Source organism: Bradyrhizobium sp. STM 3557 (genome assembly GCF_045571465.1).
Classification (GTDB): domain Bacteria; phylum Pseudomonadota; class Alphaproteobacteria; order Rhizobiales; family Xanthobacteraceae; genus Bradyrhizobium.
Map to the genome: position 1 here is coordinate 3,517,608 of NZ_CP120697.1, position 22,532 is coordinate 3,540,139.

Genomic DNA, 22,532 nt, shown 5'->3' on the forward strand with positions numbered 1-22,532 from the left:
GTGGTCGAGTTGTTAGACCGCTTCGACCAAGGCCATGCCTTCGCCGCGGTAATGTCCAGCCCCAACCACCACAATCTGGGTGGGCGCCTGCGTCATTTCAATCTCGACGCCGCTGGAATCGCCTGCCGGGAACAACGCACCGCGGGAGATCGAGAGCGCCGCGAGCGCAAGGCCGAGCGCGAACTGCGTCTCCATGGTGTGGCCGAAGCGGGTGCCGCTGGCGCGCACCGGCACATCCCTGTGCTTCTCCAGGAACGCACGCTCCTCCGAGGTGGCGGGCTCGGCGCCGGTAGCGCCGGTGATGATGGCGGTGCGGCCGTCATGTGGTCCGACCGACGACCACAGCTTCTCCAGCGTCGCGGTCACCGCGCCCGGCTCGCGGCGCTTGGCGCGATCGGCAACCACGCTGGTCAGGCGGGCAAATGGCTTGGCGCCGCGCGCCAGCGCATGCGCCTTGGATTCGATCACCAGGAAGGCGCCGGCGGAGCCAAGTGCAAAGCCCGTGTGCTCCTTCCGCGCCCACACAGGTGCGAACTTGTCCTTGAGATTGTAGTCGCCGAATTCGTAGAGGACCAGGAGGTCCTTTCTTTCGCCATTATGCGAGCCGCCGACCAGCGCGATCTCGCTCTGGCCGCCGGCGATCCGCGCCAGCGCAATGCGCGCGGCGTCAACGCCGGAAACCTCTTCGCCCATGAAGGTGCGCGAGGTGCCGCAAACGCCGTGCACGATGGCGATGTTGCCGGCCAGAAGGTTGGAGAGCTGCGCCAGGAACAGGGTCGGGCGCAGATCGCTCATCAGCCGCTCATTGAGGAAGCCTGGCGAGAAGTTGCCCTTGGCCTCGGCATTGAGCACGTTGGTGTCGACTGAGATGTCGCGCTCGCCACCGCCCGCGGCGACGATCATGTCCATGCGCGACAGGATCTCCTTGTTGCCCTTGAGGCCGGCGGAATCCAGCGCAAGGCCGGCGGCATAGGTGCCGATGCGCTGCCATGCCTCCATCTGACGCTGCTCCTTTTTGGGGATCTGCGTCTCCAGATTGACCGGCGCCCAGGGATGCACGACGTAGGGCGCCAGGCGCTGTTCGTCGACATTGATGCGGCCGGCGTTGAGGGCTTCCCAATTGGCGTCCAGCCCCTCGCCGAGTGAGGTCGCCAGGCCAATGCCGGTGATCCAGACCTCGACCGGTTCTGGTGTCGCAGAAGTCGTCTCGGTCATGGCAGCAGGGCCTGTTGCGGAAAGCCGACGCGCTTGGCGACAGCATCCATGTGTCCGCGCAGCTCAGGATTGGGAAAGGGGACGTGGCTGAAGGTGATCGTCGCGTTGGAGCGCAGCTTGCCGCCGACCTTCACCCGCGCCTCGGTGATCGCATAGCCGGAGCCCTCGTGCAGCACGTTTGCCTCGACCGTTAGCACCTCGCCGGGGCTCACGAAGCCACGCATCTTGGCTTCCTTGACCGCGGCTAGGAACGGCATGCGCTCGAATTTCATCAGGCCCAGCAGCAGCCAGCCGGACGTCTGCGCCATCGACTCGATCAGCAGCACGCCGGGCATGATCGGATAGCCCGGGAAATGACCTTCGAAGATCGTGCTCTGCGTGGGAACCGTCGCCTCAACCGTGATCGTCTTCTCGTCCAGCTTGAGGTCGAGAATCCGGTCGATCAGCATGAAATATTCGATGTGCATGGCGGGCGCTCAGGCGCCCTTGGCGGCGACCAGCTCGTCGATGCGGGCGCAGAGGTTCTTCAGCACGAAATATTGCTCGGTGCTCGCCTTACCGTCATTGACTTCCTGGGTCCACTTTTCCAGCGGCAGCTTGATGCCGAACGCCTTGTCGATCGCGAACGCGATATCGAGGAAATCGAGGCTGTCGATGCCCAGATCGTCGATGGCGTGGCTTTCCGGCGTGATCGTGTCGCGCGGGATGTCGCAGGTTTCAGCGATGATCGTGGCGACCTGATCGAATGTGGAGGACATCACTAAGCCTTTGATATATTGGAGATAAGTCCGGTTTTGGCGCGACGAGGGGGCATCGCGGCGCGAGTGTCCGGTGTCGTACCCTGGTCCCGTCCCCCGGGAGTCGAGTGCCCGTATATCGGAGCGCCGCGGTGAGTTCAATGGAGGCGGCAGGGCGACGATATGGCCGGATTGTGGTCGCGCCGGGCGCGCCTTGGATCGCGCGGGATGCCCAGTCAGGCGTCGCCGGTCACGGCGTGTACGGCTCGGTGATGACGCGCGCGCAGTCGCGCCGACCGGTGAGCACGCAATCCTGGGTCTTGCGCAGGTCGGCGATGCTCATCGCGAGCCAGATCCCGATCGCCGTCAGCGCCACCGTGAAGGCGAAAGCTGCGATATTGGCGAGAATGCGGTGGCGGAAGTCATCCGGTCTCTGGCGCGGCTGCTCACAATGCGCCAGATCCAGCACATCGGGCTGGACCTCGCCGGGCCGATGAAACGGCACCGGAGGGCCGCCGCCGGTCACGACCCGGCGCTGCAGCGCACTGCGCGGCCTGAACGGTACGACGCGGTGGTCGTCCTCCGCTGCGATGGGCCTCTGGGTCTTCATCGACTGCGACTCCGCTGCTTCATTTCTACCATGTGCGCCGAAAGCCTCAGCAAAAAACTTCATCATGGCAGAGGTGCATCGGTGCCGCGATTCGACCTTGGGATGCGGAGGCGCGCCTGTCAGGCCTCGCAGGTGTCGTGGAACCGGCCGTAGTCGATCCTGATCCGGCCGTCGGCATGGGAGGAGTCAAGGATGTCGGCGTAGCGGTGGCCGAAGCGAATGTCGGGATGGTCGTAGGACTGCCGGGCATGGACCGATTGCGCTGCAACAACGTCGTATCCCGTGACCACGACCGTGAGCGAGGCACGGGCGGAGGCAAGCTCCTCAGCGGTCATGCCGTAGAGCGGGCTGGCCTCATCGATCACATGATAGATCGTCCAGCTCAACGCGAGCGCAGGCATTTCGTTGCGCAGGAGCGGCAGCTCATAGAAGCGGCGAAACGGCTTGCCTTCCCTCGTGACGACGTTCTTGAAGAACCAGAGCTTGGCGCTGGCATTGCCGATCAGGTTCTGCCGCTCGTTGGCCAGGCGGATCATCAGCGTCGGCTGCCCTTCATGACTGGAAATCACCGGATGCCGGGCAAACAGCAGGCGGGCTTGCGGGCGGGAGAAGCGGGCGAAGATCAGCCCGGTCATCAACGACATCGAGAAGATGCCGGTGAAGAGTTCGACGGTCGCGACGAAATGGCCGTAATGCGTCTGCGGATGCATGTCGCCATAGCCGGCGGTCGATAGCGTCTCGATGCTGAAATAGAAGTAATCGATGTAATCGCCGTTCGGCACATTCGAGATCGGCTGGTTGGCGAACCAGAGATTGCCAAGCCAGTAGAGCAGGCCGAAAGCCGCGTTGAAGACGAGAAACAGCCCGGCTGCGCCGGCGATGAAGGCCGGCCATGACGCCGTCATACAGCGGTGGCTGATATCCGTCCAGAAGTTGAGGCGCAGTCCCTCGGTGACGATCTCGCGCCCGCCGAGCCGGACCACACGCTGCCGCGCGATCCAATCGTGATTCCCATTCGCAGCTTTCTTCAGCATTTCCGTCAATCATTCACAATCGTTATTCCCGCAAGACGAATCTCGCAGATCCGCAAGCCGCCTTGAATGCAGGTCCTATCATGCCATAATCGCAGGAGTGCACGCGCAGAATCGATGCGCGATGAGCGGAGCTGAACGCCATGGCCAACACGCGCGAGCCGATCCTGCATCCTATCCCGATCCTGTCGCTGCGGCCGACGCAGATGACGGTGGGGATGCGCGAGGTGAAGGAGAAGCGCAAGCGCTGGCGCGAGCACAAATCGAACAAGAAGCGCGCGGAGCTGCTCGGCAAGCATATGATCCCCGTCGTGGTCGGACCCGATCAGCGCTACTACGTAGTGGACCATCACCATCTGGCGCGCGCGCTGCACGACGAAGGCGTCGAGGACATCCTGGTCACCATCATCGGCGATCTCACCATGGTCGATCGCGACGCCTTCTGGGGCGTGATGGACAACAAGCGGTGGGTTTATCCCTACGACGCCAAGGGCGAGCGTCGGCATTTCAAGGATCTGCCGAAATCGATCGCAGACCTCAAGGACGATCCGTTCCGCAGCCTGGCTGGCGAGCTGCGACGCGCCGGCGGCTTCGCCAAGGACACCACGCCGTTCAGCGAATTCCTGTGGGCCGACTTCCTGCGCCGGAAGATCGCGCGGAAGATGGCGGAGGACAACTTTGCGGGGGCGATGGAAAAGGCGCTGGCCTTCGCGAAGGGACACGATGCCGTCTATCTGCCCGGCTGGTGCGGTCCGGCCTCGGACGACTGATGAGGCTTGAGGCTCACGGCTGTTTCGGCAGCCGGCCCATCAGGTAGAACTCATCGTTCGGCCGCATGGACGTGACGTTCGCGATCCGGTTCGACAGGCCAAAGAATGCCGCGATCGCGGCGATGTCCCAGATGTCGTCGTCGCTGAAGCCGTGCTCCCTGAGCGCGGCGAAATCGCCATCTCCCACCGTCTGCGCCTCGAGCGCGACCTTCATCGCGAAGTCGAGCATCGCCTTCTGGCGCGGCGTGATGTCGGCCTTGCGATAGTTGGCCGCGACCTGATCGGCGATCAGCGGGTTCTTGGCGCGGATGCGCAGGATCGCGCCATGGGCGATCACGCAATATTGGCACTGGTTGGCGCTCGACGTCGCCACCACGATCATCTCACGCTCGGCCTTGGTCAGCCCGCCATCCTTGTCCATCAGCGCATCATGGTAGGCGAAGAAGGCGCGGAATTCGTCCGGCCGGTGCGCCAGCGTCAGGAAGACGTTCGGTATGAAGCCTGATTTCTCCTGCACGGCGAGCAGCCGGCTGCGAATGTCCTCGGGCATGTCGGCGATCGCGGGGACGGGAAAGCGGCTGATGGCAGGCTGCGACATGAGAACGGCTCCGGCTGGGTGGGCCGCGAGAATAATCCATCGGGTGAATGCCGCAAAGCAAAGTCAGTTCAGAATTTCCACCGTCGCCGAACGACCGGCCACCAGCTCGCGCTCGCGCGAAGCCTCGTCGAGCGCGATGCGCACCGGCACGCGCTGCGCCAGGCGCACCCAGTTGAAGGTCGGGTTGACGTTGGCGAGCAGGCTTGCGCCCTGACCGCGGTCACGGTCCTCGATGCCAGCCGCAATGCTTTCGACATGACCGGTAAGCTCGCGGGAATCGCCCATCAGCCGGACCCTCGCGGGAGCGCCGATCCGGATGCGCGGCAGCTTGGTTTCCTCGAAATATCCCTCGACATGGAGCGTATCGGTATCGACCAGCGCCATCACGCCTTTGCCGGCGGTGACATAGGTGCCCGGACGCAGATCCATGTTGGTGATGATGCCATTCACCGGTGCGCGCACCTCGCTGCGCTCGAGATTGAGCCTGGCTACCGCCTGGTCTGCGAGCGCCTGGTCGTAGGCCGCCCTGGCCTGCTGCTGCGTCGCCAGCACCTGCTCCTGCCGCTGTTGCGACACGGCATCGGTGGTCAGCGACTGATAGCGCTTCAGATCGGCCTCGGCTTCGTTCAGCGTGGCGAGGCGGCCTGCAACCGCCGCATCGGCCTGTCGCAACGCCAATGCAAATCGCTCCCGATCGATGCGGAAGATGACGTCGCCGCGCTTCACCGATTGATTGTCGCGGACCAGAACGTCCGTGACGAAGCCGGAGACGTCGGGCGCGATCTGCACGATGTCGGCGCGCACGCGGCCGTCACGCGTCCATGGCGCCTTCATGTAGTAGCCCCAGAGATAATATCCGACCCAGGCCGCGGCAGCGACCGCGACGACGGTGATGGCCACGCGGCCCATCAGGCTGAAGGTGCTTTTCACGTCAAGATACTCCGGGAGAGATAGACGACGCCGCCGAGCAGGCAAACGAAGACGGCGAAGTCGAACAAGGCGCGATGCCAGACCAGCCGGTAGAAGCCGAGGCGGCGCAATTGCGCGCGCAGCACCGCGGAGAGGACGTAGGCGATGACGAGCCAGAGCAGCAGTGACGGCACCAGCACGCCGGCGATGTCGATTTCATATCTCATGCGACGAGACTCCGCGGCTCGAGTGGACGCATGTGATAGGGCGGGCCGTCCGGAAACAATCCGGTGCGGATACCGACCAGGCCGATCAGGGCATCCTCCTTCGCCGGAGCGGCGGGCTCGTCGAGCGCCTTGGCGAGCGCGGCATCGATCGCGCTGAGCAGCGTGGTGGGTATTGGCGCCGCTGCGCACTCGCGACAGGCCGAGGCGAGCTGGTCCAGCATGGCGTCGATGGCCCGCAGCGTCGGAGACGAAAGTCCATGACGCGCGCGCCTGAGGTCGATGATGTTGAGGCCGACCCGGAGCTGTCTCAGGCTATCGAGGTCGCGCCGCTCGGCTTCCGGAATTGCTGTGATGCGCTGAGCCAGCAGGCCGAGACGGTCCAGCATGATGCCGACGAAGGTGGCGCGGTCGTTGTTGCCGCGCCGCTCCGCGGTCTCCGCCAGCGTGATCCAGCTGGTCTGCAGCAGCCGGTGCGCGATCCACTCCGCGCGCGCCGAGCGCATCAGGCGCGTCAGCACGATCGCTGCAACCATGCCGACCATGAACGCGGCGGAGGAATTGGCGAAGCTCTCGAAGTCGGCATTATAGGTCGATTGCAACGCCAGCAGCGTGGCCCCGTTGGCGCCGAGCGCCATACCGATCGGTGTCGTGGTCGGCCGCGCGATCAGGACGCCGAACAGGATGAAGGTGGGCGCCAGGGCAACGATCAACATCTCGATGGTAGAGATCGCCGGCAGGATGCCGAACAGATAGATCGCCACGATGATGATGGCGACCAGCGACCACAGCGCGAAGTTCTGGATGCTGGGCGCCGGATCGTCCTGGGAGGCGAAAAACGAGCAGGCGACCGCGGCCATCATCGGCGCGGAAGCGCCATCGACCCAACCGGTCCCGATCCAGAATGCGCAGCAGACCAGGATCGCGATGATGACGCCGGCCGCCGACCACAGCGCCAGCGTGTGGTCACGGTGCCGCGCAGGCGCGATGCCCTGCTCGGTCCGGAACGCCAATTGAAGCTGCGATGTGTCTTCGTCGGCTGCGATCGCCGCGCCGAGTGCCCGGCAGTCCTCGGAGATGTCGACGAGCTCGCGCAGACGGATCAGCAGGTTGGCCGTCATGATCTCATGCCATGAGGCATCCGCGTGCAGGGGCGGCCGCAACTCTGCGACGACAGCGCGAAGCTCGTCTGCCGCCTCGCGCTCACCGGTCGGCGCGGACAGCCAGTTTGCGAGCCGCTGCAGCAGGTCCTGCAACGGTGGCGACAGGTGCCCGTCGAGTGCCGTCAGGCGATCGCGGATCGAGCCGAGCAGCGGCAACAGCAGCAGCATATGCAGGCGTAGCGCGCGCAGGCCCCGGACGGCGTGATGGTCGGCAACCCGGTCGAAGGCGAGATGGCTGGCGAGCGTGTCGATATCAAGCGCCTCGGCAGCCAGCCGCAATCGCTGCTCCTGATCGCGCAGCTCGCCGCCGCCACCGAGCAGAATATCCCGGCTGAGCCGGCGGGCATCGGCGAGCCAGGCGTAGACCTTGGCGCCGACGACGGGCGCGACGGAGCGCGGCAGAACGAGCGTCGAGACCAGCGTGGCGCAGATGATGCCGAGCGTGATCTCCTCGAAACGTGCGACCGCGGTGTCGAAGATGCTGCCGGGATCGGTCACGGCAGGAAAGCCGACCAGGGCCAACGTATATCCCGACAGCATGAACAAATAGGAGCGCGGCGTGCGGTCGAGCAGCGACAGATAGAGGCAACCTCCGACCCAGAGCGCGATCACGAGACTAAGCAGCTCGGGCGAATTGACGAAAGTGGGGACGATCGCCACCGACGCCACGGCGCCGATCAGTGTTCCCAGCACGCGATAGAGCGCTTTCGAGCTGGTGGCGCCGGCCAGCGGCTGCGAAGTGATATAGACGGTCGCCATCGCCCAATAGGGGCGGGGCAGGTCGAGCCATAACGCGATGACGAGCGCGAGCATGGCCGCGGCGAACGTCTTCAAAGAAAACACGAGGTCCGCTGCGCGGACCGGCAGATGCGTGCTCTGGCTCATGACTAATCCGCGTCGGGGCGGCCGGCGGCCTCCCGCAGGCGAACCGCCCGCTGCTCGATCCGTTGCAAAACGTCGTAGGTGACCGCGAGGTCCTCAGGGGAGATATCCTTCAACAGATCGGCCCGGACCCGCCGTAACACCCGGTTGATCTCCTCCGCCTTGGCCTCGCCCTCTGCGGTCAGATGCAGCGTCTTGGCGCGGCGATCGGTCGGGTCCTCACGCCGTTCGACCAGTCCTTCGGACTGCAGCAGGTCGATGAGCCGGACGAGAGAGGGGCCCTCGATGCCGATCTCGTCGGCGAGCACGCCCTGGCGCACGCACTTGCCGCGGCCTGACAAGATCCGCAGCGGGTGGGCGGTCGCCTGGGAGAGTCCGTGATCGGCCAGCGCCTGGTCCGCCTCGCGGCGCCACAGGCGCGCCAGACGGGCGATGAGCAGGCCGATTTCGGCTTGAACAGTTGTTTGCGACGGAGCCATGCAAAATAGATAGGGTCAAAACTGTTAGGCTACAACTTATATGCATTGAAAGATTCGTGAGGCTCGCGGAAGCGGGCAGAGGCATTGCGCATGGACTTTGGTCCCGTCATCCGGGCACAGCCCCATTCCTCGGCGGAGCAAGCCGGTCCGCTGGCTTTGGTTCCAACCGGTATTGTTGTCGCGGTGGACGCCACGGCTCTGGGGATCATCCTGCCGCTGCTGCCGTTCTATGCGCAGCGGCTGGGGGCCACGCCGTTCATGATTGGCGCCCTGATGTCGGTCTACGCCGCCTGCCAGCTGGTGGCGGGGCCCATCGTCGGCATGCTGTCAGACCGCTATGGCCGCCGCAACGTGCTGCTGCTCAGCCAGCTCGGCACCTTCGCAGGCCTGGTCCTGCTGGCCTCCGCCGGCAGCCTGGCCCTGGTGTTCGCAGCGCGGATCATCGACGGCCTCACCTCGGGCAACATCTCGGTGGCCCATGCCTATGCGGCCGAGCACAGCCCACCCTCGGCGCGCAAGCAGGCGCTCGGCATGACCTCGGGCGCGATCGGGACTGGCCTTCTAATCGGGCCGGCGCTGTCGGGATTTCTGGTTCCTTTCGGACAGGCGGCGCCGATCTGGGCTGCCGCTGCGCTCTCGCTGATGAGCATCCTGTCCACGGCGCTGCTGCTGCCGCCGGACCAGCCTGAATCCGATGCCCCTCACATGCAGCGGATTGCGGAGTGGCGGCCTGCGCGAACGTTGCTCGGGATGCGCCATGCGTGGCGGCTGCTCGGGCTGCTCTTGGTGTTCTTCGTGGCCAATGCGATGTTCCTGTCGCAGATCGGCCTGTTTCTGTCCGAGCGCTTCACCTGGGACGGACATCCGTTCGGCGCGCGGGAGCTTGGCTGCATCTTCGCCTATGCCGGCTTCATCAACATCCTCATCCAGGGACTTCTGATCAGCCGCGTCAGTCTGTTCGCGTCCGACCGCAGCATTGTCATCTTCGCCTTCGCCTGCATGTGCCTGGGCCTCCTGGCGCTGGCCTTCACGGCTGAAGTCAGCGTGCTTGCCGTGTGCCTGACGCTGATCATCGGCGGCAGCATGTTCGTGCGCAGCACCTTGACTGCGGAGCTGTCGCGCAGTGCGGCGCTCAACCGTCAGGGCATGGTGATGGGCTTCAACCAGTCGCTGATGTCGGTGGCCAACATCATGGCCCCGCTGCTCTCAGGCGCTCTGATCGGGCGTGGCCTCGATACGATCTGGGCCATCGTGATTGCGGCGATCACGGCATTCGGCGCCGTCATGACGGCGCGGCTGCTGTCCCGGCACCGCACGCAGCCCAGGCGAATGTCGCGCGACCTGACGCTCGCGCCGCAATGAGGCGCGACGTGGTGCTTAGCGCAGCGGCTTCTTCAACAGCGAGAAGCGCTCGGGATCGAGCCCCATCGTCGGCTGCAGAAGTGGCGCGTCCGCCGCCATTGCAAGATTGGAGGTGCGATCGCTATTGGCGGCGGACTCGCCGTCGCGGCTCGAGGTCGCGCCACGCCAGCGCTCCAGGACGGCGCTGACGAACTGCATGTCATGGCCAGCGGACGAGCGTACGGTGGCGATGGTGGCTTCGCTGCGCGGCATCTGGTGTGGCGGCACCTCCTTGAAGCGCAGCCGGGTCGGCAGCGCCACGCCTTCGCCGAAAGCCAGCACCTCGCGGGTGCCGAGCGAGGGCACGAATGACAGCAGGTTGGCGGCGGCATCCGAGACGGCCGAACGCAACAGCGACTGGTCGCGCTCGTTGGCAAGCCGCATCGTGAACAGCGTGTTGCACTGGGAGATGATGGTGGCGTCGAGCTCTGCCGGGCGTTGCGTGACCAGGCCGAGATAGACGCCGTATTTGCGGCCTTCCTTGGCGATGCGCGAGATCGCCTTGCGGGTCGGGCCGAAGCCGATCGAGCGATCGGCGGAGGCGTAACGGTGGGCCTCCTCGCAGATGAACAGCAGCGGCGAGACGCCATCGCTCCACAGCCCGAAATCGAACGCCATGCGGCACAAGACCGAGACCACGGAATCGACGACCTCGGCCGGGAAGCCGGCGAGCTGCATCACCGTCATCGGCCGGCCGTTCGCGGGCAGGCGGAACAGATGGCTGACGACCTCGGCCATGGTGTCGCCGCCGACATTGGCGTTGTCGAACATGAAGGCGTAGCGCGGATCGTTGCGCACGGTTTCGATGCGCGAGATCAGCTTGTGATAGATGATACGCGAGGACCGATTCTCGAGTTTGCCCATGCGCTCGTCGATCTGGTTGATCAGGTCGACCAGGCGGTAAGGCACGGGCGTGTCGACGGTGTAGCCGATGTTCTTCGGGTCGATCCGCTTCAGGCCGATTCGGTCCGAACCGCCATATTGCGTATAGGCGCCCTTCGCCAGTGGGATGACTTCGGCGAGAATGTCGAGCTCATCAGGCACGCCGGGCCGGCCGCCGAACAGGACGTCGACGATCTCCTCGAAATTGAACAGCCAGAACGGCAGTTTCAGATTGCGCGGATTGAGCACCAGCGCACGCTCGCCGAAGCACCGGCCATATTCGTTGTGCACGTCGAGCAGGAACAGGCGCAGATTCGGCCGCGCCTTCAGGATCTCGTTCAAGAGCAGCGACACGCCGGTCGACTTGCCGACGCCGGTCGAGCCGAGCACCGCAAAATGCTTGGACAGCATTTCCTCGACATTGACGCAGGCGCGCACCGACGGGTCCTGCTGCAGCGCGCCGATATCGATTTGGTCGGCGGTGGTCGGCGTATAGATGGTGCGCAGCTCCTGGCTCGTGATCATCTCGACCGCGTCGCCGATGGTTGGATAGTGCGTGACGCCGCGCTGGAATTTCGGCTTCTCCGCCGGTCCCAGGATCTCGCCGAGCAGGTCGACCGAGGCGGTGGCGAGATAGGTCTCGGCATCCGCCACCGCCTCGCTCGTCACTTCCGAGATGATGGCGATGATCGTGGCCTTCGGGCAGTGGATGGTGATGAACCGGCCGACGGTCGCGCGAACCTCTGAGGCCGCCATCTGCGTGGTGGCGAGAATCCCGACACGTGCCTGAGAGCCTCGTACCGAGATCACGCGTCCGAAGGATGTCACGGTGAATGAACCTGTGCTGAATGAGTAGGGTTGCTACCTTGGCCGTTGTGACTGGAAAAACTGTTAAGCGGCCGGCAATTCGCCGGCGGCCGTCGGCGCCGGTCAGCATCGCCGCCGCTGCGGCATGACGCAGCCAATGTGGTGAATCACGCTGGAAAATAAGGGCTTTGCGCGCTTATCATATGATAAGTCCGGATAGTGCGTTTTAAGAATCGGTTTACCATTCTGAACGGGCGCGCATCGCACTGCGTCATCCGGTCGCGCCGGGCGAGCGGGAGCCCGTCGACATCTGCCGATTGATTTGTGACGGCGGTCGGGTTTCAACATCATCGTGAGAGCCAAGCCGGCACCGCACGAGACCCCATGCGAACGGATCGCAGCGACATCCTGATCATCGGCGGCGGCATCGCGGGCTTGGCGACCGCGCTCGATCTGCTGGACGGTCGGCATTCGGTGCTGGTGCTCGATCGCGATGACGAGCAGGCCTTCGGCGGGCTGGCGCGCGAAAGCTTTGGCGGGATGTTCTTCGTCGATTCGCCGGAGCAGCGCCGCCAAGGCATTCGCGATTCCGTTGATCTCGCCTGGCGCGACTGGTGCAGCTTCGCCGAATTCGATCCGCATGACGGATGGCCGCGCGCCTGGGCGAAAACTTACGTGGAGCGCGCGACGGCCGACGTCCATGGCTGGGTGCGCCGTTTGGGTGTCAGCTTCCTGCCGGTCGTCAACTGGGTCGAGCGCGGCGAATTCCGACCCGGCAATTCAGTGCCGCGGTTTCATATCGCGTGGGGCACGGGGAAGGGCATCACCGATGCCGTGATCTCCGCACTACGCGGGCATGCCAATGCAGGCCGGCTCACTTTGCGCTTCAACGCCCGCGTCGAACAGCTGACTTTGCAGGGCGGCCGCGTCATAGGCGCCGAGGGCCATGACGAGATCGACGGCACGCCGTTTGCCGTTCGCGCCGAGCAGGTCGTCATCGCGGCAGGCGGCATCAACGGCAGTCTCGATCGGGTCCGGCAGCACTGGCATGCCGATTGGGGCCGTCCGCCGGCAACGATCCTCAATGGCTCGCACCGTTTCGCTGACGGCACGCTCCACGATGCGACCCTGGCCGCCGGGGGCGTGGTGACTCACCTCGATCGGATGTGGAATTACGCTGCCGGCGTCCATCATCCGCGCCCGCGCAAAGCAAATCACGGATTGTCACTGGTGCCGCCGCGCTCGGCGCTATGGCTGAACTGGCGAGGGCAGCGCATCGGACCGCAGCCGCTGGTCTCTGGCTTCGATACGCGGCGGCTGGTCACCGCGATCTGTGCCGAGGAGCGCCAATATTCCTGGCAGCTCATGAACCGGCGCATCGCGCTGCGCGAGCTCGCGGTGTCCGGCGCCGAATTCAACCCGTCGATCCGCGAGAAGAGCCGGCTCCGCTTCGTCCGCGATCTGCTGGCCGGTAATCGCTGGCTGGTGGATGAAATGATCAAGACTTGTCCGGACGTGGTCACGGCGATGAGCTTGCCCGAGCTCGTCGCCAAGATGAACGCGCTGCAGGGCGATCAGGCAGTCGAGCGTGATGCGGTCGCGGATGCGGTCTCGCAATATGACGCGACGATCGCGCGCGGCGAGAGCCTGATGAATGACGAGCAGCTGCGCCGCATCGCGGCCCTCCGCCAGTATCGCGGCGACCGCCTGCGGCTGTGCAAATTCCAGCCGATCATGGCCAAGGACGCGCTGCCGCTGATCGCGATCCGCGAGTTCATCATCAGCCGCAAGAGCCTTGGCGGCATCAGGACCGATCTGCAGAGCAGGGTGCGCGATGCCATGGACCACCCGATCCCTGGTCTTTACGCGGTCGGCGAGGCTGCCGGCTTTGGCGGCGGCGGCATGCACGGGCTGCGCGCGCTGGAGGGCACCTTCCTCGGCGGCTGCATCCTCTCGGGCCGGTTGGCGGCGGCCTCGATCGATGGCAGAACTGAGCTTCTGAAGGGTTGAGGAAACGCCATGAAAAGAACCGGAGCCTGGCTCACGGTCTATGCGCTCGAAGAGATCGGCGCGCGCTTCACGTTCGGCATTCCCGGCGTGCACACCGCCGAGCTCTATGATGCGCTGAACAACTCCAACCGCATCACCCAGGTGCTGGTCACCCACGAGGGCGGCGCCTCGTTCATGGCGGATGCGGTCAGCCGCGTCTCGTCCTCGATCGGTGTGCTCACGGTGGTGCCGGCAGCCGGCCTGACCCATGCCGCGAGCGGCATCGGCGAGGCCTTCCTCGATGGCGTGCCGATGCTGATCCTGACCGGAGGTCCGCGCACCGACAGCGGCCGGCAGTATCAGCTGCACCAGATGGACACCCACAAATTCATGAGCGGGCTCACCAAGGCGACGTTTCACGTCGGGAGCCATGAAGAGGTGGTGCCGACATTGTTCGAGGCCTATCGTATCGCCACATCGGGCGAGCCGGGCCCTGTCCTCGTCGAGTTGCCGGTCAACATCCTCCTGATGACGTCCGAGGTCGCCGAGCTGCCGCAGTTCAAGCCGGCGGAGCCGCATCCGCTGCAGCCGCCATCCGAGATCGAGAAAGCCGCCGCGCTGCTGGCCGGCGCGAAGCGCCCCTGCATTTTCGCTGGCTGGGGCGCTCGCGACGCGACGACTGAGCTGACGCAGCTCGCCGAATGTCTGCAGTCTCCGGTTGCGACCACCCTGCAGGGCTTGTCGGTGTTTCCCGCCAACCATCCGCTGCATGCGGGCTTCGGCTTTGGCGCGTCCGCGGTGCCGGCGGCGCAGAACGCCTTCAGGGATTGCGACTGCCTGGTCGGGATAGGGACGCGCTTTGCCGAGATCGCGACCGGCAGCTACGGCATCCCGATGCCCGAGAACCTGGTCCATATCGACATCAATCCCGCGGCGATCGGCGCCAATTATCCGGCCAAGGTCGGCATTACCGGCGACGCGGGCACTGTGGTGCGGCAACTGCTCGCCGCGTTCGATGCGAAGAGTATGCGGCGCGAGAACAACAGCGCCTTGCGTGCGCAGATCGCCAGGGATAAGGCGGCCTATCGCGAGAGCTGGTACCGCAACGATGCTTCGGGCATCGTCAATCCGGTCCGCTTTTTCGATGAGCTCCGGCGTCAGATGCCCGACGACGGCATCCTCGCTATCGACGACGGCAATCACACCTTTCTCACCGCCGAGCTGATGCCGATCCATGCGCCGAAGAGCGTGATCCTACCGACCGATTTCAACTGCATGGGCTACGCCGTGCCGGCGGCGATCGGCGCCAAGCTGGCGTTTCCCGATCGCAGCGTGCAGGCGATCGTCGGCGACGGTGCTTTCACCATGACCTGCATGGAGATCCTGACCGCGGCCGCCAACGGGCTCGGCGTGGTCTACTACGTCTTCAATGATGGCGAGCTCGCCCAGATCGCGCAGGCGCAGCAAATCCCTTACGGCCGCAAGCCCTGCACCCAGCTCGGCAAGCTCAACATCGAGGGCGTCGCGCTCGCGACCGGCGCCGCCTACCTGCCGATGAACGACAATGCCGGCATTGCGGATGCGATCGCGGAGGCCAACGAGATTGCAGCCAGCGGCCGTCCCGTGATCGTCGCCGTCAAGATCGACTATTCCAAGAAAACGGCATTCACAGTCGGCACCGTGAAGACCAATTTCGGCCGCTTCCCGCTCAATGAGAAGCTGCGCTTCCTGACCCGCGCCGCGGTTCGTCACGTCGTCGGCTGATATTGTTCTTGCGAGCCTTGCACGGGCGGGCAGGGCGGCTATCCTGCGCCAAACGCCGGGTGCGGTGAGATAATGCAAGACGGGAGGAATTCAGCTATGGGCAAGCTCGCATTGGCGGCCAAAATCACCCATGTGCCCTCGATGTATCTCAGCGAGCTGGACGGGCCGGGCAAGGGCAAGCGGCAGACGGCGATCGATGGCCATGTCGAGATTGGCCGGCGCTGCCGCGAGGCCGGCGTTGACACCATCGTCGTGTTCGACACCCACTGGCTGGTGAACGCGGCCTATCACATCAATTGCGCGCCGCATTTCGAGGGGCTCTACACCTCGAACGAGCTGCCGCATTTCATCGCCAACATGCGCTACGAATACGACGGCAATCCCGCGCTCGGCCGTATCCTCGCCGATGGCGCCAACAAGCATGGCGTCGTCACCATGGCACATGATGCGACCTCGCTGGCGCTGGAGTACGGCACGCTCGTGCCGATGCGCTACATGAACGCGGACCGCCATTTCAAGGTGGTCTCGGTCTCCGCGCTCTGCACGTCGCATTATCTGGCGGAGAGCGCCAAGCTTGGCTGGGCGTTCCGCCGCGCCATCGAGGACGATTATGAGGGCACGGTGGCGATCTTCGCCTCGGGCTCGCTCAGTCATCGCTTTGCGCAGAACGGCACCGCCGACGACTATCGCGACAAGATGTTCAGCCCGTTCCTGGAGCGTCTCGACCACGAGGTCATCCAGATGTGGGAGCAGGGCGAGTGGCCGGATTTCTGCGACATGCTGCCGGAATATGCCAGCAAGGGTCACGGCGAAGGCTTCATGCATGACACCGCGATGCTGCTCGGCGCATTGGGGTGGAATCACTACGATCGCGGCGTCGAGGTGGTGACGCCGTTCTTCCCGTCCTCGGGCACCGGCCAGATCAACGCGGTGTTCCCGGTATCGCCGATGCCGAAGGCGATCGATGACATCGGCCGCCCGCGCTCGCCGGCGCTGGCCGGCGGGAGGTTGTAAAACCGGCACGTCGGGCCGTTTGTTCGCGCTCGTCATTCCATATTTCGCCGTCATCGCCCGGCTCGACCGGGCGATCCTGTATTCCAGAGACAGCAGAATTTGAGTCGAGCGGCCGCCGCGTACTGGATCGCATGCCTTCAAAGGCCTCGCCGCCGCCCCTCGAAGCCGATCCACAAGCAGCAACCGGAACAAGATGTCCCCCGAGGCGCGCGAGCGATGCTTGCGCGTCTTCGGTCCATTCGGCCGGTCGTCAGATCGCACCATCGTGACATCCCGGTCACCGGATGTCGTGCGAGTCTGGAAGAGCGCGCGCAACGATCCGGTCATCATCTAGATTGCGCGGCGCATCGATGCCGCTTCGCGAGGGAACAGCGAATGATCCGCAAAGCGAAGGCAGTTTGGCACGGAACCGGCAAGGATGGAGATGGTCATCTCTCCAGCGATTCCGGGGTGCTTGCGAGCACGCCCTATTCGTTCAAGACCCGGTTCGAGAACGAGAAGGGCACCAATCCTGAGGAACTGATCGCGGCCGCACATGCCGGGTGCTTCACCATGGCTTTGGCCTTTGGCCTGCAAGGCGCAGGTCTCGCGGCGACCGAGCTGCAGACCGAGGCGGCAGTGACGCTGGAGCCGGACGGCAAAGGCTTCAAGATCAGCAAGTCGGCACTGACGCTGCGCGGCAAGGTCCCGAACTGCGATGACGCAACATTTGCCCGTCTCGCCGGTGAGGCGGAGAAGAACTGTCCGGTGTCGAAGGTCCTCAACGCCACGATTACGCTGGATGCGAAGCTGATCGCGTAGTCAGCGCCGATCTTGCTGGAACGGATCGTCCCGCATGCCCGTTGACGTGGCGCGGCTGAGGATGTGCATCAGGTCGCGCCATTTGATCTCGGCGCAACCGCGGTTGTCCGGCCAACATCGGAACCTCATCGATCCCAGTGATCCGCCGAGCGACGATGCGGTCACGGGTGTGAGAGGAGGCGGCGCATGAATTGGGCTTCGTCCATCAACACGGTCTGGCGCGATCTTGTCGTCAGCGCCCGCGCCCTGAGCTGGGGCGCCTATGCTCTGCTTGCGGTCTTGTTGGCCATGCTGGTCGCGGTGATCTTCGTCGCTGTTTCCGGCTGGTCGTCGGCCGCCGGGACGGACGTCCCCGCGGGAGGCTATCTCGCGCTCGCCTTCGGCGTCGTCGTCTCGATGGTCGTGGGCGTCGGCCTGATGGCGCTGGTCTTCTACAGCAGCCGCGCGGGGTATGACGAACCGGCCAGGCTGCGCGACGAGGGCGACGATCCAGACCGCGGCTCGATGCGTTAGGCGATATCTGCTGATACGGATCGGCGGCCAAGACGCGCGGTGCGCTCAAGCTGGCTGGGGAACCTGGATTCGAACCAAGACAAACAGAGTCAGAGTCTGTTGTGCTACCGTTACACCATTCCCCAACGGATTTCCGAGCAGTTTCAAGCGCTTGGCTGGCTGTTCGGCGGTGGTGCGTGAAGACCGGCTCTTAAGCCAAATCAGCGCCGCGCACGGCGATCTTCTACCCATATGTGAGCGGCCTTGGCAAGCGCGCAAGAGCCACGAAACGCGCAGAATTCACGGCAACGCGGCGCGCAGCCATGCCCTGACGGAGCTGCCCGAGGCGCGGCAACCCGGGACAGGGCCGAATGAAAGACAAGCAGCGGCGGATTATTCCGCCGCTTCCTTGACGGCGCGGTGTGCGTCGGCCTCGGGCTCGTGCTCGATATGGGCGCGGCCCCAGCGCGCGAATGCGTTGTTGAGCTTGTCGAGATAGAGATAGACCACCGGCGTCGTGAACAGGGTCAGCATCTGGCTCACGAGGAGGCCGCCGACCATCGAATAGCCGAGCGGCTGGCGGATCTCCGAGCCGGTGCCGGTGCCGAGCATCAATGGCACGCCGCCGAGCAGCGCAGCCATCGTGGTCATCATGATCGGACGGAAGCGCAATAGCGCGGCCTGCCGGATCGACTGCTCGGGCGCCAGATGCTGGTCGCGCTCGGCCGCGATCGCGAAGTCGACCATCATGATGCCGTTCTTCTTCACAATGCCGATCAGCAGAATGACACCAATCAAGGCAATGAGGCTGAAGTCGTAGCCGAACGCCATCAGGATCGCGAGCGCGCCAACGCCGGCCGAGGGCAGGGTCGACAGAATCGTGATCGGGTGGATGTAGCTCTCGTAGAGGATGCCAAGGATCAAATAGACCACGACAAGCGCCGCGAGGATCAACAGCGGCACGGTGGAGAGCGACTGCTGGAACGCCTGCGCGGTGCCCTGGAAGCTGGAATTCAGCGTCGCCGGCGCGCCGATCTCGACCATCGCCTGCTGCACGGCCTGGGTGGCCTGGCCCAGCGCCACGCCCTGGGCGAGGTTGAAGCTGATCGTGATCGCCGGGAACTGGCCCTGGTGGCTGATTGACAGTGGCCGCACCGGCACCGTCGTCCATTTCGCGAAGGTCGACAGCGGCACCTGATCGCCGGTCGCCGGCGACTTCAGGTAGATCTTGTTCAGCGTGTCGAGATTGCCCTGCAACTCCGGCAGGATCTCCAGGATCACGTGATAGGAGTTGAGTTGGGTGAAGTACTGCGCGACCTGGCGCTGACCGAACGCATCATACAGCGTGTCGTCGATCAGCTGCGGCGTGATGCCGTAGCGCGAGGCGGTGTCGCGGTTGATCGTGAGCTGCACGGTGGTGCCGTCGGTCTGCTGGTCGGTGGCGACGTCGCGCAGCTGCGGCAGCGTCTTCATCTTCTCCAGGACCTTCGGCGCCCATTCGTTGAGCTCGCCAAGATTGGCGTCCTGCAGCGTGAACTCGAACTGGGTGCGGGTTGGGCGGCCGCCGAGGCGGATGTCCTGTGCCGCCTGCATATAGAGGCGGGCGCCCTCGACCTTCTCCAGCTTCGGCCGCAAGCGGCCGATGATCTGTTGCGCGGAGGCGTCACGCTCATCGCGCGGCTTCAGCGTGATGAACATGTTGCCGTTGTTGCCGGCGCGGCCCGAGCCGCCGATCGCCATCGCGACGCTGGCAACGCCCGGATCTTCCATCACGATCTTGGCCAGTGCCTCCTGGCGCGACTGCATCGCCTGGAAGGAGATGTCCTGCGAGGCTTCCGAGGTCGCGGTGATCAGACCGACGTCCTGCTGCGGAAAGAAGCCCTTCGGGATCAGGATGAAGAGGTAGACCGACAGGCCGAGCGTGGCGAAGAACACCATCAGCGTGGCGAACTTCCAGCGCAGCGCGAGGTCGAGGCCGCGCTCATAGGTGCGCAGCATCGCCTCGAAGCCGCGCTCGCTCCATTGATAAAACCTGCCGTGCTGGATCTCGTCATGGCCGCGCAGGAAGCGTGACGCCATCATCGGGGTCAGCGTCAGCGACACCACCATCGAGACGAAGATGGTCATGGTCAATGTTACCGCGAACTCGCGGAACAGGCGGCCGATGATGCCTCCCATCAGCAGCAGCGGGATCAGCACTGCGACCAGCGAGACCGAGATCGAGACGATGGTGAAGCCGATCTCCTTGGCGCCGCGATAGGCCGCGGCCATCGGCGCCTCGCCTTCCTCGACATAGCGCGAGATGTTCTCCAGCATGACGATGGCGTCGTCGACCACGAAGCCGACCGCGATGGTCAGCGCCATCAGCGAGAGATTGTCCAACGTGTAGCCGAACACCCACATCAGCGCGCAGGCGCCGAGCAGCGCCAAGGGCACGGTGATGGTCGGGATCACCGTGGCCCAGAACGAGCGCAGGAAAATGAAGATGACCATCACCACCAGGAAGATGGTCAGAAGCAGCGTGAACTGGACGTCCTCGACCGCGGCACGGATGGTGGTGGTGCGGTCGGAGATGACGTCGATCTTGATCGCCGGCGGGATCGCGGCGACGAGCCGCGGCAGCATGCCTTTGATCTTGTCGACCGTCTCGATCACGTTGGCGCCGGGCTGCTTGAACACGACCAGGAACACGCCGCGCTTGCCGTTGGCCCAGGCTGCCTGCTTGGCGTCTTCAGGGCCGGTCACCGCCTGGCCGATATCCTTGATCCGCAATGGGCCGCCATTGCGATAAGCGATGATGACGTCGTTCCAGTCCTTGGAATCGGTGAGCTGGTCGTTGGCGTAGATGGTATAGGCGCGCCGCTCACCGTCGACATTGCCTTTCGGACTGTCGACGGTGGTGATCGCGATCTGGCTGCGCACGTCCTCCAGCGACAGGCCCTTGGCGACCAGCTTGGCCGGATCGATCTGAACCCGGACCGACGGCTTCTGCTGGCCGCCGATGATGACCTGGGCGACGCCGGAGATCTGGCTGATCTGCTGGGCGAGCTGGGCATCGACCGCATCCGACACCGTGGTCAGCGGCAGCGTGTCTGATGTCGCCGACAGCAGCAGGATCGGCGAGTCGGCCGGGTTCACCTTGCGGTAGGTCGGGGGCGAGGGCAGCGTCTTCGGCAGCTGGCCGGAAGCGGCGTTGATGGCGCCCTGCACGTCGTTGGCGGCGCCGTCGATGCTGCGATTGAGATCGAACTGGATGGTGACCGACGCAGTGCCCAGATAGCTCGTCGAGGTCATCTGGGCGATGCCGGGGATCTGAGCGAACTGCCGTTCCAGTGGCTGGGCCACCGAGGTCGCCATCGTTTCCGGGCTCGCGCCCGGCAGGCTGGCGGTGATCTGGATGGTCGGGAAGTCGACCTGCGGCAGCGGGGCGACCGGGAGCAACGGATAGGCGACGAGACCGACGAACAGGATGCCCGCCATCAGCAGCGAGGTGCCGATCGGGTAGCGGATGAAAGGTGCGGAGATGCCGCCGCCGTTCGCGTTCATTCCTGCCGGACCTTAGCTTGCGCCGGCTCCTGGCTTGCCACCGCCGTGGTGACCAGCGTGCCCGGCTGGACCTTGAACTGACCGCCCGTGATCACCTGCTGCCCCGGGCTCAAGCCTTCGTCGACCACCGACCTGCCGTCGATCGACGAGCTCACCTTCACCTTGTGCAACTCGGCCTTGTTGTCCTGGTTCACCGTGTAGGCGTAAAGGCCGTTGGTCGAGTGCTGGATGGCATCGTCTGGAACCACCGTAGCATCCTTCAAGGTCCTCACCAAAAGCCGCGTCGAGACCGACTGCCCCGGCCACAAAGCGTGATCCTTGTTATCGAACACCGCCTTCAGCCGGATAGTCCCGCTGGTGGTATCGACCTGGTTATTGACCACCGCGAGCTTGCCTTCGGCCAGCGGTTTCTTGCCGTCGGTGGTGATCGCAATCACCTTCAGCGGAGCCACGTTCTGGGCTTCGTTGATGTAGGGAAGCTGGTCTTCCGGTGCGGTGAAGATCACCGCGATTGGTTCAATCTGGGCGATTGTTACAATGCCGGTCTGGCTCGAAGCGTTGACGATGTTCCCGATATCGACCTGGCGGAGGCCCGCGACACCGGAGATCGGCGCTTTCACCTGGGTGTAATCGAGCTGGGTCTGCGCATTGGCAATCGCGGCGTCGTCGGCGGCGATCTGCGCGGTGAGCTGCGCCACCGTGGAACGCTGAGTGTCGGTCTGCTGCTTGGTTGCGAACTCGCCGAGCTTGGTGAAGCGCTGCAGATCAAGATTGGCATTGGCGAGGTTGGCCTCGTCTTGCTGCTTCTTGGCCTTGGCCTGGTCGAGAGTCGCCTGGAACGGCCGCGGGTCGATCTCAACGAGGAGATCGCCCTTGTTGACGAGCTGTCCCTCGGTGAAGGCGACTTTGTCGATCTGGCCGTCGACCCGGGTCCGTACCTGAACGGTGTTGAAGCCCTGGACGGTGCCGAGCCCCGTCAGATAGACGGGGAAATCGGTCTTCTCGACGGGGGCGGTGCTGACGCGCACCGCAGCAGGCCGTGCCGCTTTCTGGGCATCGGCGCGCTTGGCCTGTTCCGCGCCATGATAACGTTGCCAGCCGTAATAGCCGGCTCCGCCAGCGACTGCGAGCAGCAAGATCCAACTGATAGTCCGCGACGTCTTCATGTTGGCTCATATGCTGGAGAGAGGAGAATAACCGGCCTTTAAAAGCGTTCCC

The 22,532-nt window shown here is 64.5% G+C and carries 20 protein-coding genes and 1 tRNA gene; 7 read left to right on the forward strand and 14 right to left on the reverse strand.

Features of this window, described 5'->3' with window-relative positions:
* Nucleotides 1-12: 12 nt before the first annotated feature.
* From P6U24_RS15905 to P6U24_RS15925, 5 genes are all read right to left on the reverse strand, one after another.
* A complete protein-coding gene (locus tag P6U24_RS15905; protein ID WP_407160011.1) occupies nt 13-1,215 on the reverse strand; it encodes a beta-ketoacyl-ACP synthase in 1,203 nt (400 codons plus the stop codon).
* Complete coding sequence (locus P6U24_RS15910) at nt 1,212-1,682, reverse strand: 3-hydroxyacyl-ACP dehydratase FabZ family protein (protein ID WP_407160012.1); 471 nt, start codon at nt 1,680-1,682, stop codon at nt 1,212-1,214. The genes P6U24_RS15905 and P6U24_RS15910 overlap by 4 nt, the downstream gene beginning before the upstream one ends.
* Nucleotides 1,683-1,691: 9 nt before the next feature.
* On the reverse strand, nt 1,692-1,973 hold the full coding sequence (locus tag P6U24_RS15915) for an acyl carrier protein (protein WP_407160013.1): 282 nt from the start codon (nt 1,971-1,973) through the stop codon (nt 1,692-1,694).
* Nucleotides 1,974-2,202: 229 nt separating this feature from the next.
* Complete coding sequence (locus P6U24_RS15920) at nt 2,203-2,562, reverse strand: hypothetical protein (protein ID WP_407160014.1); 360 nt, start codon at nt 2,560-2,562, stop codon at nt 2,203-2,205.
* A gap of 119 nt (nt 2,563-2,681) precedes the next feature.
* On the reverse strand, nt 2,682-3,596 hold the full coding sequence (locus P6U24_RS15925) for an ion channel (RefSeq protein WP_407160015.1): 915 nt from the start codon (nt 3,594-3,596) through the stop codon (nt 2,682-2,684).
* Nucleotides 3,597-3,736: 140 nt separating this feature from the next.
* Between P6U24_RS15925 and P6U24_RS15930 the strand changes: the two genes are divergently transcribed.
* Complete coding sequence (locus tag P6U24_RS15930) at nt 3,737-4,363, forward strand: ParB-like protein (RefSeq protein WP_407160016.1); 627 nt, start codon at nt 3,737-3,739, stop codon at nt 4,361-4,363.
* A 13-nt stretch (nt 4,364-4,376) separates the two neighbouring features.
* Here the strand turns inward: P6U24_RS15930 and P6U24_RS15935 are convergent, their stop codons facing one another.
* The 5 genes from P6U24_RS15935 to P6U24_RS15955 all read right to left on the reverse strand — a co-directional run bounded on the left by P6U24_RS15935 (nt 4,377) and on the right by P6U24_RS15955 (nt 8,618).
* On the reverse strand, nt 4,377-4,961 hold the full coding sequence (locus tag P6U24_RS15935) for a peroxidase-related enzyme (RefSeq protein WP_407160017.1): 585 nt from the start codon (nt 4,959-4,961) through the stop codon (nt 4,377-4,379).
* A gap of 63 nt (nt 4,962-5,024) precedes the next feature.
* A complete protein-coding gene (locus P6U24_RS15940) occupies nt 5,025-5,870 on the reverse strand; it encodes an efflux RND transporter periplasmic adaptor subunit (protein WP_407160485.1) in 846 nt (281 codons plus the stop codon).
* A 17-nt stretch (nt 5,871-5,887) separates the two neighbouring features.
* Complete coding sequence (locus P6U24_RS15945) at nt 5,888-6,097, reverse strand: DUF1656 domain-containing protein (protein WP_407160018.1); 210 nt, start codon at nt 6,095-6,097, stop codon at nt 5,888-5,890.
* A complete protein-coding gene (locus P6U24_RS15950) occupies nt 6,094-8,142 on the reverse strand; it encodes an FUSC family protein (RefSeq protein ID WP_407160019.1) in 2,049 nt (682 codons plus the stop codon). The genes P6U24_RS15945 and P6U24_RS15950 overlap by 4 nt, the downstream gene beginning before the upstream one ends.
* Before the next feature lie 2 nt (nt 8,143-8,144).
* On the reverse strand, nt 8,145-8,618 hold the full coding sequence (locus tag P6U24_RS15955; protein WP_407160020.1) for a MarR family winged helix-turn-helix transcriptional regulator: 474 nt from the start codon (nt 8,616-8,618) through the stop codon (nt 8,145-8,147).
* A gap of 90 nt (nt 8,619-8,708) precedes the next feature.
* Here P6U24_RS15955 and P6U24_RS15960 point away from each other — a divergent pair, with 90 nt between their 5' ends.
* Nucleotides 8,709-9,980 (forward strand): MFS transporter, encoded by a 1,272-nt coding sequence (locus P6U24_RS15960; protein ID WP_407160021.1) that lies wholly within the window; start codon nt 8,709-8,711, stop codon nt 9,978-9,980.
* A 15-nt stretch (nt 9,981-9,995) separates the two neighbouring features.
* Here P6U24_RS15960 and P6U24_RS15965 read toward each other — a convergent pair whose 3' ends face one another.
* On the reverse strand, nt 9,996-11,729 hold the full coding sequence (locus P6U24_RS15965; protein WP_407160022.1) for an ATP-binding protein: 1,734 nt from the start codon (nt 11,727-11,729) through the stop codon (nt 9,996-9,998).
* 363 nt (nt 11,730-12,092) lie between these two features.
* On the opposite strand from P6U24_RS15965, the gene P6U24_RS15970 reads away from it, so the two are divergent.
* The 5 genes from P6U24_RS15970 (at nt 12,093) to P6U24_RS15990 (ending at nt 17,789) form a co-directional block, all read left to right on the forward strand.
* Nucleotides 12,093-13,718, forward strand: coding sequence for an FAD-binding dehydrogenase (locus tag P6U24_RS15970; RefSeq protein WP_407160023.1), 1,626 nt, complete (start codon nt 12,093-12,095; stop codon nt 13,716-13,718).
* 9 nt (nt 13,719-13,727) lie between these two features.
* A complete protein-coding gene (locus tag P6U24_RS15975) occupies nt 13,728-15,461 on the forward strand; it encodes a thiamine pyrophosphate-binding protein (RefSeq protein ID WP_407160024.1) in 1,734 nt (577 codons plus the stop codon).
* Between the two features lie 96 nt (nt 15,462-15,557).
* The gene (gene hpaD, locus P6U24_RS15980; protein ID WP_407160025.1) at nt 15,558-16,475 is read left to right on the forward strand and encodes a 3,4-dihydroxyphenylacetate 2,3-dioxygenase; all 918 of its coding nucleotides are present in this window, start codon (nt 15,558-15,560) and stop codon (nt 16,473-16,475) included.
* A gap of 375 nt (nt 16,476-16,850) precedes the next feature.
* Nucleotides 16,851-17,276 carry an OsmC family protein gene (locus tag P6U24_RS15985; RefSeq protein ID WP_407160026.1) on the forward strand — a complete coding sequence of 142 codons (426 nt, stop codon included), beginning with the start codon at nt 16,851-16,853 and terminating at the stop codon, nt 17,274-17,276.
* 186 nt (nt 17,277-17,462) lie between these two features.
* The gene (locus P6U24_RS15990) at nt 17,463-17,789 is read left to right on the forward strand and encodes a hypothetical protein (protein ID WP_407160027.1); all 327 of its coding nucleotides are present in this window, start codon (nt 17,463-17,465) and stop codon (nt 17,787-17,789) included.
* 51 nt (nt 17,790-17,840) lie between these two features.
* On the opposite strand, the gene P6U24_RS15995 is transcribed toward P6U24_RS15990, so the two are convergent.
* From P6U24_RS15995 to P6U24_RS16005, 3 genes are all read right to left on the reverse strand, one after another.
* Nucleotides 17,841-17,914 (reverse strand) — tRNA-Gln (locus P6U24_RS15995).
* Nucleotides 17,915-18,161: 247 nt separating this feature from the next.
* Nucleotides 18,162-21,314 (reverse strand): multidrug efflux RND transporter permease subunit, encoded by a 3,153-nt coding sequence (locus tag P6U24_RS16000; protein WP_407160029.1) that lies wholly within the window; start codon nt 21,312-21,314, stop codon nt 18,162-18,164.
* Entirely contained in the window at nt 21,311-22,480 is a 1,170-nt protein-coding gene (locus P6U24_RS16005; protein ID WP_407160030.1) for an efflux RND transporter periplasmic adaptor subunit, read from the reverse strand. The genes P6U24_RS16000 and P6U24_RS16005 overlap by 4 nt, the downstream gene beginning before the upstream one ends.
* Nucleotides 22,481-22,532 lie beyond the last annotated feature (52 nt).